Origin of the sequence: Streptomyces sp. NPDC093568 (assembly GCF_044764945.1) — a bacterium.
Lineage (GTDB): Bacteria > Actinomycetota > Actinomycetes > Streptomycetales > Streptomycetaceae > Streptomyces.
The window spans coordinates 443,462-459,077 of the sequence record NZ_JBIWJD010000003.1; the positions used below are offsets into that span (position 1 = coordinate 443,462).

General features: G+C 74.2%; 4 protein-coding genes. 1 reads left to right on the plus strand and 3 read right to left on the minus strand.

What is annotated here, in order from left to right; genetic code table 11:
* Positions 1–29: 29 nt before the first annotated feature.
* The gene (locus ACIRD7_RS16140; protein WP_403453457.1) at positions 30–11,933 is read left to right on the plus strand and encodes an amino acid adenylation domain-containing protein; all 11,904 of its coding nucleotides are present in this window, start codon (positions 30–32) and stop codon (positions 11,931–11,933) included.
* Here ACIRD7_RS16140 and ACIRD7_RS16145 read toward each other — a convergent pair.
* The 3 genes from ACIRD7_RS16145 to ACIRD7_RS16155 form a co-directional block, all read right to left on the minus strand.
* Positions 11,878–12,915, minus strand: coding sequence for an LLM class flavin-dependent oxidoreductase (locus ACIRD7_RS16145; RefSeq protein WP_403453458.1), 1,038 nt, complete (start codon positions 12,913–12,915; stop codon positions 11,878–11,880). The two genes, ACIRD7_RS16140 and ACIRD7_RS16145, sit on opposite strands and share 56 nt — an antisense overlap.
* Before the next feature lie 91 nt (positions 12,916–13,006).
* The gene (locus ACIRD7_RS16150) at positions 13,007–14,509 is read right to left on the minus strand and encodes a metallophosphoesterase family protein (protein WP_403453459.1); all 1,503 of its coding nucleotides are present in this window, start codon (positions 14,507–14,509) and stop codon (positions 13,007–13,009) included.
* An 81-nt stretch (positions 14,510–14,590) separates the two neighbouring features.
* Positions 14,591–15,451 carry an MHYT domain-containing protein gene (locus tag ACIRD7_RS16155; protein ID WP_403453460.1) on the minus strand — a complete coding sequence of 287 codons (861 nt, stop codon included), beginning with the start codon at positions 15,449–15,451 and terminating at the stop codon, positions 14,591–14,593.
* Positions 15,452–15,616 lie beyond the last annotated feature (165 nt).

The following is a 15,616-nucleotide window of genomic DNA, read 5'->3' on the forward strand; positions in this document are numbered from 1 at the left end:
CTCGCCGCGTGCGACGAGGAAGGAAGCACATGCCGACTCCGGGCCCTCGCACCGCCGTCACGCTCCTCGACATCCTGCTGCGCGCGGCGGAGGAGACACCCGGTCAGGTCGTCGTCCACGTCCGCGGGGACGGCGGCGAGCACGCCGTGACCTACGCCGGGCTCCGCGACGACGCCCTGTGCGTGGCGGGCGGCCTGCGGGCGGCGGGACTGGAGCCCGGCACCCCCGTCCCTCTCCTCGCGGCTCACGGCGAGGACTTCCAGCCGATGTTCTGGGGCGCGCTGGCGGCGGGGCTCGTGCCGGTGCCGCTCGCTCCGCAGGCGCGACGGGTGGGACCCGTGTGGGAGTTCCTGGGCAGGCCCGCCGTCATGGTGGACGACACCACCGCGGACCTGCTGACGGAACTTCCCGGGCCGGTGCGCGCCCTGCGGGTGGCCGCGCTGCGCGAGGGCAGGCCGCCGGCCACGCTGCCCCGCCCGGACCCGCGGGACGTGGCGTTCCTCCAGTTCTCGTCGGGCAGCACCGGCGCCCCCAAGGGCGTGGAACTCACCCACCAGGCCGTGCTCGCGAACCTCCGGCAGATCCGCACCGCCATGGCGATCACCCCCGACGACGTCGTGGCCACCTGGATGCCGTACTTCCACGACATGGGCCTGATAGGCACCCACCTCGTCCCGCTCGCGGCCGGCCTGAAGCAGATACGACTCGAGCCCCTGACCTTCGCCAAGCGCCCCGCACTGTGGCTGGAGACGGTGGCACGGCACCGCGCGACCCTGCTCTCGGCGGCGAACTTCGCACTGGCGCTCGCCGTGCGGCGCGTGCCGGAGAGCACTTGGGCCGCACTGGACCTGACCTCCGTGCGTCTGATGCTGGTGGGCGCCGAGCCGATCGCGCCGCGCGTGTGGCGGGACTTCACCGCCAAGGCGGAGCCTGCCGGGCTGGACGCCGCGGCCATGCTTCCCGTGTACGGACTGGCCGAGGCGACGCTCGCCGTGACGGTGCCCCCGCTCGGGGAGGTCGCCGCGCCCCTGCGACTCGACCGGAAGGCCCTCAGCCGCGGGCGGGCCGTCCCCGCGGACCCCGGCCCGGACACCGTCGAGTTCATGGACGTGGGCCGTCCCGTCCCGGACTGCGAGGTCCGTGTCACCGACGGCTGCGGCGACCCGCTCGGCGACCGACGGGTCGGGCACATCGAGGTCCGCGGCCCCCAGTTGGCCCGCGGCTATCACCGCACGCCCGAGGCGAGCGCCGCCGCGTTCGCCGACGGCTGGCTGCGCACCGGCGACCTGGGCTTCCTGAACGACGGGCGGCTGTGTGTCACCGGCCGGCACAAGGACGTCGTGTTCGTCGGCGGCCGCACCTTCCACGCACCCGATCTCGAGGAGACCGCCGCCGCGACGCCGGGGCTGCCCGAGGGCGCGGTGGCCGTGGTCGGGTCCACCGATCCGGACACCGGCGCCGACCGGGTGGTGGTGTTCGTGCAGTGGGCAAGGCCCGCCCTGGCCACGGCACTTCCGGTGCTGGACGCGGCAGCGGCCCGGGTCCGTGAGGCGCTCGGCCACGACGACGTACGGGTGCTGCCCCTGCCGCCGGGCGCGTTTCCCCGGACGACCAGCGGAAAACTGCGGCGGGCGCTGATGCGCGAGCGCTTCGAGTCGGGCGGCTACCGGGCGGTCGAGGGGCGGCTGGCGGCCGCCGTTCGCGCCGCCGGCCGCCCGGAGGACGACGGCCTTCACCGCGCGTCGCCCCCGCGCTCGCGCAGCGATGTCGAGGACGTGGTCCGGGGGATCTGGGCACAAGCGCTGGACCTTGCCCCCTCGGACATCGACCGAGACGCCCCCTTCTTCGCCCTCGGCGGCTCCTCCCTGAAGGCGATGGCCGTGCTCGCCGGGATCGAGGACGCCTTCTCCGTCACGGTGGAGCCTCGTGCGCTGCGCGACCACGACACGGTCGCCGCCCTGGCGGGCCACGCGCTGGCCCTCCTCGCCGATGCCGATGGCGACAAGCCGTCGGCGGGAGGGCGCGCCCCGGAGCCGCCCACCGAGGGCCGGGGGAACGGTCCCTTGGCCGTGCTCGGCATGGCATGCCGCTTCCCCGGCGCCGAGACACCGGACGCCTTCTGGGAGCTGCTCGTCTCCGGCCGCGACACGACGGCCCCCGTTCCCGAGGGCCGCTGGGACAGCACGCCGGACACCGACACCGCCGGCTTCCACGGGTCCTTCCTGCCCGACCCCGCGGCCTTCGACGCCGACCGCTTCGGCATGGACGACGAGGAGGCCCGCGCCACCGACCCCCAGGCGCGGATCTTCCTGGAGCTGGCGCACGAGGCGCTGGAGCGCGCGGGGTACGCGGGAGCGCGCCGCGGCGGGCGCCGGATCGGTGTGTTCGCCGCCGTCGGCGACAGCGGATACCGCGAGATCCTCGCCTCGGCCGCCGACGGCGACCTGGCCGCCCACCCCGGCGCCCTCACCGGCAACCTGCCCAACCTGATCGCCGCCCGCCTCTCCCAGGCACTCGACCTCGACGGCCCCGCCCTGGCCGTGGACACCGCCTGCTCCTCGGCGCTCGTGGCGCTCCACCTGGCACGCCGCAGCCTCCAGAGCGGCGAGTGCGACATCGCCGTCGTCGGCGGCGTCCAGCTCGCCCTCACCCCGACCGGTCACCGCCTGCTGGCCCGCGCCGGCGCACTGTCCCCGACGGGCGGCAGCCGCCCCTTCGCCGCCGCAGCCGACGGAATAGTGCCCGGCGAGGGCGGAGCGGCCCTCGTCCTCACCCGCCTGGACGACGCGCGGCGACACGGCGATGAAGTCCTCGCCCTGGTGCGGGGCACGGCAGTCAACAACGACGGCCGGTCCCTGAGCCTGCTCGCCCCGAACCCGCGCACCCAGCGCGAGGTCATCACCCAGGCTTACGACGAGTGCGGCATCGACCCCGAGACGGTGACGTACGTCGAGGCACACGGAACCGGCACCCCGGTCGGCGACCCCGTCGAGGCGCAGTCGCTCGGCCATGCCTTCCCGCCCCGTGGTGACGGGCTGCCGCGCCTGCTCGGCTCGGTCAAGGCGAACATCGGGCACCTGCTCAACGCCGCCGGCCTGCCGGGCCTGGTCAAGACGGTCCTGGCGCTGCAGCACCGCCAAGTCCCGCCGGGCCCTGAAGCCACCACGCCCGCCGCCTACTTGCAACACGTCGCCCCCGGCTTCCAACTCGTCACCGAACAACGGGAATGGCGGGCCGACGGGCCCCTGATCGCGGGCGTGAACGCCTTCGGCTTCGGCGGCACCAACGCACACGCCGTCCTGGAGGAGGCCCCCCGCCACACGCCCGAGACGCGCGCTGCGGCCGCAGGCCCGCACCTGCTCACCGTTTCCGCCCACAGCGCTGACGCCCTGCGCGCGGCCGCCGCAGACCTGGCCGCACACGTGCGTACGCACCCGCACACGCCGGAAGCGGACATCTGCGCGACGGTCAACACCGCCCGCGACGACGGTCCTCACCGTCTCGCCGTGGTCGCCGACGGGGATCTCGCGGACCGTCTCGAAGCCGTCCGCGCGACGGACCTCACGGTTGCCCGGTCCCGGCCCCGGACGGTGTTCCTGCTGCCGGGGCAGGGAGCCCAGCGACCCGGCCAGGGGAGTGCCCTGTACCGGTCGGCTCCGGTGTTCCGTGAGGTCATCGACGAGGCGTCCGCGCTGACCGGTCCCGTGCTCGGTCGCTCGCTCGCCGAGTGGTGCCTCGATCCCGGCATGGATCCGCGGGAGTTGGCCAGGACCGAGGTCGCGCAACCGCTGCTCGTCGCGTTCGGGGTGGGTCTGGCCCGCCAGCTGACGGAGTGGGGCGTGGTCGCCGACGCGGTCGCCGGGCACAGCGTGGGCGAGATCGCGGCGGCGTGCGTCGCCGGTTCGCTGACCATGGCCGAGGCCGTCGCGTTCGCCGCCGAGCGCGGGCGGCTGGTGGGCGAACTGGCCCTCCCTGGTGCGATGGCGGCGGTGAGGGGCGACGAGGACACCGTCGCCGGCATCCTCGGCCCGGTGAGCGTGGCCGCCGTCAACGGCCCGGGACAGGTGGTGATCTCAGGCACCGAGGAGGCGATTGACCGAGCCCTCGCCGAGCTGACGAGACGCGGGGTGGCGACCCGCCGGCTCCGTGTCTCCCACGCCTTCCACTCACCCCTGCTGGAGCCGGTCCTCGATCCGCTGGGGGAGGCCGCGAAGGCCCTGACCGTCAAGCCGGCCACCGTACCCATGCTGAGCACGGTCACGGGGGAGTGGCAGCCCGGTCTCACGCCCGCCCACTGGCAGGCCCACGCGGTGCGGCCGGTGCGGTTCGGGGCGACGGTGGCCCGGCTTCTGGACGAGGGTTACGACACGTTCCTCGAACTGGGGCCCGGCAACACCCTGGGCGGAGCGGTCCGTTCCGTCGCCGGCGCGCGGGACGCCTCGGACGTGGCGGTGCTGTCGACAGGCGTCACCCAGGCGGCCAAGGGCGACGCGGACGCGTGCCCGGCACGAGCGCTGCTGGAGACCGCCGGCCGGCTCTGGGCGCGCGGAGCGACCCTGGACCGGACGACCCCGGCCGCCGGGCGGCCGAGGGTGCCGGTGCCGACGTACCCCTTCCAGCGCACCCGCCACTGGCCACGCCCGTCCGACGCGACGCCTTCGGTACGACGCCTCGACTGGCGGGACGCACCGCTCACGCCGGGCGCCGGGCCCCGCGTGGCCCGGCTGCTCGGTGGCGACTCAGTGCTGGGCCGGGCGCTGGCCGAGCGGCTGGCGAGCCGTGGGATGACAGTGGTCGGGGAGCACGAAACCGGGCTCGCGACGCCGGCGGACACCGTGGTGTGGCTGGGAGAGGGGGACCCGCACGGCCCGGACGCCATCACGAAGGCCACCGTCACGGCGCTGCGCCGGGTCCTCGACCTGGTCCGCGACTGCTCGCACCTTCTGGTGGTCACCGAGGACGCCTACGTCACCGGCACGTCGCAGACCGAACAGCCGAACCCGGCGCGGGCACTGGCGCACGGCTTCGCACTGGCACTCCCGGATGAGCACCCAGGGCTCGCCGCGCGTGCGGTGGACCTGTCCTCCGGGGACACGCTCGCGGACCAAGTCGACGCCCTGGTACAGGAGTTGCACGCGCCCCCCGAGCCGGGCGCGCAGGGCACGGTCGCGTGGCGCGCCGGACGACGGCTCGGCCGTACGCCCGCCGACGTCGCCGTGACACCCGCCGTTCCCGGAGTCCTGCCGCCGAACGGCACCTATCTGATCACCGGGGGTGCCGGAGGGCTCGGTTCCGAGCTCGCGCGTGACCTGGCTGAGCGCGGCCCGTGCGAGCTGATCCTGACCGGACGCTCCGAGGACGTGCCCGACGCGCTGCTCACCGAACTCCGTGACCAGGGCGCACGGGCCCGCTACCACGCGGCCGACGTGTCCGACGCGGCCGCCGTAGACGCGCTGTTCGCCGAACTGCCCCCGCTGGACGGGGTCTTCCACGCCGCCGGGACGGTCCGGCCCGGAACCCTCCGTGCCAAGTCGGACGCGGAGATCGAGCAGGTGCTGGCGGCGAAGGTGCGTGGCGCGGTGCTGCTCGCCGAGGCCCTGCGCCGACACGGCCACGAACCGGCGGTACGTGTCGCCTTCTCCTCCGTCTCCTCGGTCCTGCCCGGCCTCGCGGGCGCGCTCGGCGACTACGCGGCGGCCAACGCCTTCCTGGACGCCTTCGCCGCCGCCGAGCGAGCCGCGGGCCGACCGTGGCAGGCGGTCGGCTTCGGGCCCGTCGCCGACGCGGGACTCGCGGCCGCCGCACGCCCGCCCGTCCGCGGCCCGCGTCCCATGACCGCGCGGGAGGCCGTCACGGCCCTGCGGACGGCCGTCGCCACCGAGGCCGCGCACGTGCTGGTGACGTCCGCGGAGACGCCGGCCGTCACCAGGGACCTCCCGGTCCCGACTCCGCGAACTCCCGCACCGCGTCCGACCACGACAACTCCCCCCTCCCTCGGCGGCCGAGGCGAGGCGACCGACCCCTCGCGCATCACCGACCTCATACGCCGCCTGCTGGCCGAGGCCCTGCACCGTGCGCCCGAGGACATCGGCGACGACGAGCAGTTCCTGAGCCTGGGCCTGGACTCGCTCACCGCCGTCGACCTCGCGCGCCGCCTGGAGTCGGAACTCGGGTCGCCCCTGCCCGCCACGCTGCTCTTCGAATACCGGACGATCGGCGAACTGACCACACACCTCAGCACCCGGCGGCAAGAGCCCGCCCCCGCCGTAGCCGCCGACGCGAACCGCGCCCGGACCGACACCCCCGGCCCCCTCACCCCCCTCCAACGCGCCTTCCTCACCACCGAGGCGCTCTACGAAGGCGTTACCGCCTACGGCTACCTCCGCCAGACCGTCCGCGGCCCCCTGGACCCCGACCTCCTCGGCCGGGCCTTCGCCCACCTCGCCGTAGGCCACCCCATGCTGCGCCTGCGCATCACCGAGGACGGCACACCGCAGCGTCAGTACACCGCGCCCGCCGAGCCGCCGGACGCCCCGCCGCGCTGGTACCAGGTGCGGGAGCCCGAGGGCGCCGAGACGCCCCTGTCCGACCTCGAACGACGGCTGTACAACCGTCCGTTCGACCTGACCGCCGAAGCTCCGGTCCGCGCCCTCCTGGTCCGCGACCGAGGGGACGCGCACCTCGCCCACCTGCTGCTCGTCGTCCACCACAGCGCGGCGGACGGCTTCAGCCTCAAGATCCTGTGCGAGGACCTCTGGTCCCTCTACAGCGCGCTCGCTCACGGCCGCTCCCTCGAACTCCTGCCGCCACGAACCGAGTTCGCCGACTACGCGTCCCTCGTCACCGCCGACCGCGAGTCCGCGGCGTTCACGCGCGACCAGCGGTACTGGCGTCAGCGCGTCGCCGACCACGCGGCGAGGACCACGGCTCCGGCACTGCCGTACGACGGCGACCCGGAAGCCGTCCCGGCGCCGCCGCTCACCCACCACCACTCGACCGCCGACGCCCCGCTCACGGCGGCCCTGCGGGACATGGCGGCCCGCAACGACGTCTCCCTCTTCCATCTGCTCCTCGCGGTGTACGGCCGCTGCCTGGCCCGTTGGGGCGGCCGACAGGACATCGCCGTGAACGTGGCACGGGCCCGGCGCGAGGCTCCCCTGCCCGGCATCGACCGCCTCGTCGGGCCGCTCGCCGACACCCTCCCGGTGTTCGTCGGCATCGACCCGGACGAGCCCGTGACCGCGCTGGCGCGGCGCCTGCGGCACCTGTGGCGCGAGGCGGAGTCCCACGCCACGCTCACCAGCCCCGACATCGCCGCCCTGCTGCCCGCCACCGGCCCCGCGCCCCGCACGGTCGCCCCGGCCGGATTCAGCTTCGCCCGCTTCCCCGTGAGTCACGGCAGCGACTGGCCGGTCACCGTGACCCCGACCGCGGCGGCCACCGCCTCCGCCGCGACCAGGCTCGGGCTGCTGTGCTGGGAGTCGGACGACGCCCTGCACTTCTCCTGGAACCACCCCGCGCGCCTCTTCCGCCCCGAGACCGTCGAGCGGCTCGCGGCGGAGTACGTGCGGGAACTTCGAGCGGTGACCCAGCCGTCCGTCCCCCGGCAGCGGCGTGACGGTGCCGACGGGATCGTGGACCGCCTGTGCGCCCGCTTCCGGGCGACACCTGACGCCGTCGCCGTGCACACCGGCCAAGCCACCCTCACCTACGCCGAACTCGACGCCGCCACCGCGTCCCTCGCCACCCGGCTGCGCGCGAACGGTGTCCGCCCCGGCGATCTGGTCGGCCTGCTCACCGAACCCGGCGCGCACACGGTCGTGGGCGTGGTGGGCATCCTGCGGGCGAGCGCGGGCTGGGTGCCCCTGGACGCCGGCCACCCGGTGACCCGGCTGCGCGACCAGGTGAGCCGCACCGGCGTCACAGCGGTGGTCTGCCACGCCGGGACACGCGAGAGCGCCGACGCCCTCGACGGCGTCACGCCCGTCACCGTCGACGACCGGCCCGCGGCCTCGCCGGGCCCGGCCGAACCCCCGCCCGCCGACCCGGACGCGATCGCCTACGTGATCTTCACGTCGGGTTCCACGGGTCGCCCCAAGGCGGTCCCCATCACCCACCGGTCCATGCTGAACTACCTCGACTGGTCACTGACCACCTTCGGCTACGGCCCCGGCGACCGCCTCGTGCAGACCGCGTCGGTGTGCTTCGACGCCTCCGTACGCCAGTTGCTCGCACCGCTGCTGGCCGGGGCCACCGTCCACACCCTGCCCCGGGACCTGCTGCGCGACCCCGAGGCGCTGCTGGACCGGCTCGTCGACGACCGGATCACGGTGTGGAGTTCTGTGCCGACCCTGTGGGAGCGGCTGCTGACGGCCGCCGAGGCACGGGCCGGGCGGGACGGCACCCCGCCGGACCTGTCGGCGCTGCGCTGGGTGCACGTCGGCGGCGAGGCACTGCCCGCTGCGCACGTGCGCCGGTGGTTCGACCTGCTCGGCACCCGCGGGGGAGCGCGGCACAGGATCTCCAACCTGTACGGGCCCACCGAGGCGACCATCAACGCCACCTGCCACATCATCGACACCCGCCCGGCCGACGACGTACGGCATTTGCCCATCGGCCGCCCCGTGGCCGGCACCGAACTCGCCGTCGTCGCCGAGGGCGGACGCCTGTGCGCCCCCGGCGAGGACGGCGAACTCCTCATCGCCGGGGCCGGGCTGACACCGGGTTACCTCGGCGACCCGCACCTCACCGCCGAGGCCTTCGTCGAACGCGACGGTCGCCGCTGGTACCGCAGCGGCGACCGGGTCCGCCAAAGGCCGGACGGCGTCCTGGAGTTCCTCGGCCGCCGCGACGACCAGGTCAAGGTCCGCGGCCACCGAGTGGAGCCCGGCGAGGTCGAGGCCGCGCTGCTCACCCACCCGGACATCGCCCGCGCCGCCGTCCTGCTCGCCGACGGACGCCTGGTGGCGTACATCGAGCCCCGCTCCGGGGTGACGGCCCAGCTCGGCACGCGCGAGGTCCGCGGCTTCCTGTCCCGGGTCCTGCCGCCGTACATGCTTCCCGGACGCGTCCGCACGCTGTCGCCGATGCCCCTGACCGGCACCGGCAAGATCGACCGGAACCTGCTGGCCCGACAGCACGAGCCGGCCGACGAGCCCGCGCGCCCGGAGAGCGGGAGCGGCGAGCACCGCACCCTGCCCGCAACGCCGACAGAGCACCTCGTGGCTCGCATCTGGTCAACCCTGCTGGACGCGCCGGAGGTCGCCCGAGAGGACGACTTCTTCGAGCTCGGCGGCGACTCCATCCTCGTACTGGAACTCTTCGCCCGCCTGCGCGGGGAACTTCCCGCGGTGCCCCGCCCGACGACCGTCTACACCCACCGCACGGTGAGCGCGCTCGCGGCGGCACTCGACGCGGCCGCCACCGCCCCGGCCGCCCCGACGCCGGACACCGCCACCGCACGGCCCGCGGACCCCTACCCGCTCACCCCCTCCCAACGGGGCTTCCTGCTCGCCGACACCCTCGACCCCGAGGCGGGCTCCGGCTGGCTCGCCCGGTTCCGGCTGAGCGGACCGCTGCGCCAGGACGTCCTCCAGCGGGCCGTGGACGTGCTGATGGCCCGGCATCCGATGCTGCGTACGGTCTTCCCGGCCGGGGCCCGTCCGCCCGTGCAGCAGGAGCTGCCGGACTCGTTGCGGCTGCCGGTGGAGTCGGAGACCCTCGCGCACCCCGGCCTGCTGGAGCAGCGGATCGCCGAGGAGGCAGGGCGCCGACTGGAGCCGTGGGCCTGGCCGTTGCTCCGGCTGCGGCTGTTCACCCTGACGCCCACCGAGCACGTCCTCGTCGTCCACGCCCACCACCTCATCGGCGACGGCTACAGCGCCGCACTCCTCACCCGGGAACTCCTCACCGCCTACGACCGCATGGACCGCGGCCTGCCGCACGGCCTGCCGCCGCTCGACAGCACCTTCCGCGACCACGTGGCCCGGTCCGCCGTACGCCTCCGCCCGCAGGGGCCCGAGGCCGAGGAGTACCGCACTCGCCTCCACGCGCCCTACACACCACCCGCGCTTCGCCGACGATCCGCCGGCGACGCCGACGCGCAACCGGCGTTCCACACCACGGGATTCACCCTGGACGCGGCCACGACCGGCGGGCTGCGCCGTCTCGCCCGATCGGAGCGGCGCACCCTGTACGCGCCGCTGCTCACCGCCTACTACCGTGGGCTCGCCGGACTCACCGGCCGACGCGACCTGATCCTCGGGCTCGCCGTCACTGGACGTGAGGAGTCCACGGGGGACGCGCATCGGGTGTTCGGCCCGTTCGCGGAGGCGGTGGCCCTGCGCCCCGCGCCGCGGCAGGCGTCATCCTTCGGCGACGATCTGCGGCGCCTCGCCGCCGAGGCGGACCTGGCCCGGTCCGAGGGCCCGAGTGAGCTGCGCACGCCGGCGGGACTGCCGTACCACGCCCAGTACTTCTTCACCTTCCTCGACTTCACCTCGCTGGGCTCCGAGACGGACGGTGCCCTGTCGTTGCGCGCGGACGAGTCCGACACCGCCCTCGCTCCGCCGCCGCTCGGTACCGACGTGTTCCTGGCCGTGCGGCCGTTGGCCGACGGTGAGGGGATGCGTGTCACCGTGCGGGCCTCGGCCGCCGCCCTCACCTCCGGTGAAGTGAGCGCCTTCGCACGGGAGATGCGCAAGGAGCTGGACGATGCCGTCCGCGGGTCCGGTCGCCGTCGGCCGTCCCGGCTCGACGCAGCCCTCGTCGGATATCTGCCGGCGCCGCAACACCTCGCCGCCCTCGCCGGACTCACCTCCGCCGGCCCCGGCTTCGGCCGCGAGGAGATCCGCGCGCTGCTCTTCCCGGACGGCCGCCCCCGTCTGCTGGAGGAGACCGGGACCCCGCTGGGGAACTCCGGGTTCGTCGCCCTGCCGCTGTTCGCCGACGAACTGGCCCCGGCCGGCGACCTGGCGGCCCGCACCGCCCGAGCCGTCGAGCACGCCGCCTCGCTCGGCGCCCGCTGCGTCTCGCTCGCGGGCATGATCCCGTCCCTCACCGGCTACGGCTACGACGTCCTGCGGGAGACCACGACCGGCGCGGCGCTCACCACCGGGCACGCGTCCACGACCGTCGCCGTGGTGAGGACCGTCCAGGCCGCGCTCGCGGCGACCGGCCGCCGGCTCGACGGGCTCTCGCTCGCCGTCGTCGGCTGCGGCTCGATCGGGACGTCCTCGCTACGACTGCTGCTGGCGACAGCTCCCGCCCCGCCGGCCCGCCTTCTGCTGTGCGACCTGCCCGGCAGCGCCGCGCGCCTGCGACGGCTGGCCGGGGAGCTGTCGTCCGAGCACCCGGGGACGACGGTCCAGGTCGTGGAATCGCGGCGGACGCTGCCCGCCGGCGTCTACGCGGCCGACGTGATCGTCACCGCCGTCAGCGGCGCGTCGGCGATCCTCGACGTCGACCGGCTGCGCCCCGGCACGATCGTCGTCGACGACTCCTTCCCGCACTGCTTCGACACCGCGAGCGCGCTGGACCGGATGAGCCGGGACCAGGACGTCCTGGTCGTCGGCGGCGGCCTGCTGTCCGTCGGCTCCACGCGGACGCGGCTCGGCGAGGACCTGCCGCAAGCCGCGAGCGCGGGGTTCGCCATGCGGCCCGGGATCCCCGGCACCCTGGCCTCCTGCCGCCTGGAGTCACTGCTCCACGCCCACCTCACGGAGTCCGGTCGGCCCTCACGCGAACTGCCCCTGATCCACGGCCTGGTGGACCTTCCCCGGGCGCTCGCCCACTGGAACGCGGCCGAGGCGGCCGGGATCGGAGCCGCCCCGCTGCACCTGCTCGACCGAGTCGTCACCGAAGGCCGCGGGCTGCCGCTCAGGCCGCCGGGCGCCACCCCAGCGCCGGACCAAGCCCGTTCGCGAGGTCGGTGAGGATCTGGACGTAGTCCTCGTGCTCGAAGGTGAACGGCAGGGCGAACGCCACCTCGTCCACCTCGCGGAACCCGGCGTGGGCGTGCAGGCGTTCGGCGATCTCCGCCGAGGTGCCGACGAGGTCCGGTGCGAACAGCAGCCGTGCCGGGCCCTGGGGCGAGGTGGTGCGGGGGGTGCGCTTGGCGACGTACTCCTCGTACCTCGCGCGCTGTCCGGGCGTCGCGGAGTCGGTGGGGATGACGACCAGGCCCTGGGAGACGCGGGCGTCGTCGCCGTCGGGGTGGTGGGCGCGGAAGGCGCGGATGTGGGAGAGCTGGATCTCCGCGAAGTCCGGTGCCTGGGCGGCGTCCTCGGGCCCCTCCGCCTTGACGACGCTGCTGGTCAGGAAGTTCATGCCGTGCTCGCCGGCCCACTGAGCCGAACGCAGGCTGCCGCCGCCGTACCACATGCGGCTGCCCAGACCGGGGGACTGCGGCTGCACCCGGTCGGAGAACATTTCAAACCCCTCGACCCCGGCGAAGTCCGTGGCCGGCTTGCCCCGCACGAGGTCCAGCAGCCGCCGCACCCGCTCGTACCCGAAGTCCTCGACGTCGGCCGTGTCGGGGTAGAGGGCGTCCTTGACCCGGTCGAAGTGCATCGGCGGGCCCACGCTCACACCCGGATTGAGGCGGCCGCCGGACAGCAGGTCCACGGTCGCCAGGTCCTCCGCGAGCCGCAGCGGGTTCTCCCAGCCCAGCGGGATGACCGCCGTGCCGAGCTCGATGCGGCTGGTGCGCTGCGAGGCCGCCGCCAGGACGGCGACGGGGGAGGAGATGCCGTACTGCAGATGACGGTGGCGGACCCACGCGCTGTCGAAGCCGAGCCGTTCGCCCAGCTCGACGATCTCCAGCGTGGTCTCGTGGCCCCGGCGCGGATCCGCCTCGTCGAAGAGCCCGATGGTGAGGAAGCCCAGCTTGCGAAGCGGGCGTGGGGTGGGCGGCATGGGCTCCTCCGTCATTGAACCTTCAATGGGCGTGCTCCCTTGCCAACTGGATCACGTCCCGCGCTGTTCCCGCCGTCGGCGACTTCCGCGGCTAGTGCAAGGGGATCGTCACCTCGTCCTCGACCGGCGGTTCGATCTCCTGCGCGCGGGCCCCGGTGGCGGCGTAGCAGCGCAGGCGTACGGTCTCCGGCGTGACGTCCAGGCGGAGGAACTGCTTGAAGAACGGCGGGCTGTACGTCGCCGAGCTCGGCGAGAACAGCTGGGTGTAGATCTTCCGCACCGGGAGGCGGAACCGATTGGCCCGGTCGGGCCGGCGCCCGGTGCCCAGCAGGCCCGCGACCAGGCGGGTGCGCCGGGTGACGGCGGCGTCGGGGGCCGCCGCGCGGCCCGGCTGGATCTCCAGCCGCTCGGCGACGACGGCCGTGGCCTGCGCCTCGGTGAGGGTGAAGAAGCGGCGCAGGCCCAGCCGGCGGCCGTAGAGCGTGCTGTAGAAGGCCAGGGAGTCGCCGCGCAGCGGGTAGCAGCGGAACTCCTTCTCGGTGACGTTCGCGATGTCGACCCGGGGGATGGTGTGGGTGGCGTGCATGAACGCACCGCCGCCGCCCGAGACGACGTACTGGATCGTGCGGCCGTCCACCGGTACCGGGTAGCGCTGGTAGTTGTGGATGTCGCCGCCGATCGCCGCGACATAGCGGTGGGCCGGGTCCCGGACGATCTCGTCGACCGTGCCGCCGCCCTCGATCGCGCAGGGGTGGTGCTCGCCGTCCACGTACAGGGGTGAGCCCGTGATGAGGATCTTCGGGCGGGGGTCCTTGGACACCTCGCGCAGCCATGCGCCCTGCTCGGCGTCGATCGTGCCGAGCAGCCCGGTGTCGATGCCGACGATCCGCACCGGTCCGGCGTCGATCGCCCAGTACGGCCCGGGCTGGACGGCCCGCTGTGCGGCGTCCGCCCGCAACCGCCGTGCCTCGTCCAGCCGCTCGCCGTCGCCCTTGCGCGGCCGGTGCCACAGCAACTGCCGCAGCCAGGCCCGGCCGAGCGGGCGCGGGGCGGGCTCGGGCGCGAGGGGAGGGGCGTCGTCGCAGAAGACGCGCATGAACGCGCCGAGGTCCTCGTACCAGTCGTGGTTCCCCGGTATCGCGTAGATGGGCGCCCGATAGTCCTGGTAGGGGCGGAAGAACTTGGCGTCGTAGTCGTCGGCGCTGCCGACCGGATAGATCACGTCACTCGCGAGGACCGCGAAGCTCGTGTCCTGACCCACCTTCAAGAGCCCGGGCACCACCGCGTATTGAGGGTCGTCGCCCTCGCCGGTGTCCCCGATGACGAGGAAGGAGAACCGGTCGGGGTCGTCCCGCCGGATCACCTTGTCGGCCGGTGCGCCGGCCGCCGTCCGCTGTGCCGCCCAGCGGCTGCGGATGCCTCCCGTGGGGTCACCGAACCAGGACGCCAGCACACCGTTGCGGGCCGCCCACAGCATCTTCGGGTTGAGCCAGGAGATCTTCTCTACCCGGTGCGGCATCAGCCGCTTGTACGTGCCGAGTTCGGCGGCGCCCCAGCCGGCGCCTTCGGCGGTATCGCGTGAGGAGTCAGACACCGGTGCACCGTAACAATGATCTAGAGAACGCGGAGTGGGGGTTCCGGTCGTGGCGCGTCGCCCGGAACCCGCCCCCCCGCGTCACCCCTTGCGGGCGTACGACTCCCAGCGGGACTTCCGCCCGTCGGTGACGGTCCTGAACTCCGGGCCGCGCCGCGGCTGTTGGGCGACCCTTCCGGCCCGCGCGTCGGAGCGGCCGCGCCCGCCGTCGCCGAGGACCAGCAGCGGGTCGAACATCACGACCACTCCGGCCAGGACGAGGAAGACGACCGGCCCCAGGAGCATCGGGAGCAGCAGCGAGCCGGCCGAGTCGCCGGCCCAGGACCCGCCGGTCGTGCCGTGCAGGTGCACGCTGACGGCCGCCATGCCCGTGTAGTGCATGCCGGAGACGGCCACACCCATGACCAGGCTCGCGCCCAGGCTGGTCAGGAAACCGCGGATGGTGACGGCCGCCCACAGCGCGGTGGTCGCGGCGACGATCGCGATCAGGACGGAGAGCCCGACGGTGAGCGCGTCGTACCGGATGTCTCCGTCGACGTGCAGCGCCGCCATCCCCAAGTAGTGCATGGCCGCCACACCGAGCCCGGTGATCACACCGGCGCCGGTCAGCGCGCCCTTGCCGGCGCCGAGATAGCCGACGATGAACACGCCGATGCCGACGACGACGATCGCCACGGCCAGGCTCAGCACGGTGAGTCCCACGTCGTAGCCGATCCGGGCCTCCTCGACCTGGAAGCCGAGCATGGCGATGAAGTGCATCGTCCAGATGCCGCAGCCGATCGAGGCGGCGCCCAGCGCCAGCCAGCCCGGCTTCCACCCCTGTCCGTCGAGCAGGGACCGCACGATGCACCGCAGCCCCAGCGCCCCTCCCAGGCAGGCCATCAGATAGGCCGCCACCGGGGTCACCGCACCGTAGCGGAACCCGTCGATCGTGCCTTGCATAGCCAACTCCCCCCAGAGTCATGGCCAGTTGTGAAGCAAATGTGTACGGGGCAACGGGCCTGGAAGCAAGCCTTTACCGCCGGTAGCCGTTTAACTCTGTATTACCGTGAGTCAACTCCAGTCACGGATGGATGAGATTCGGCCAGATGGCGGCCGGGGGCGGTA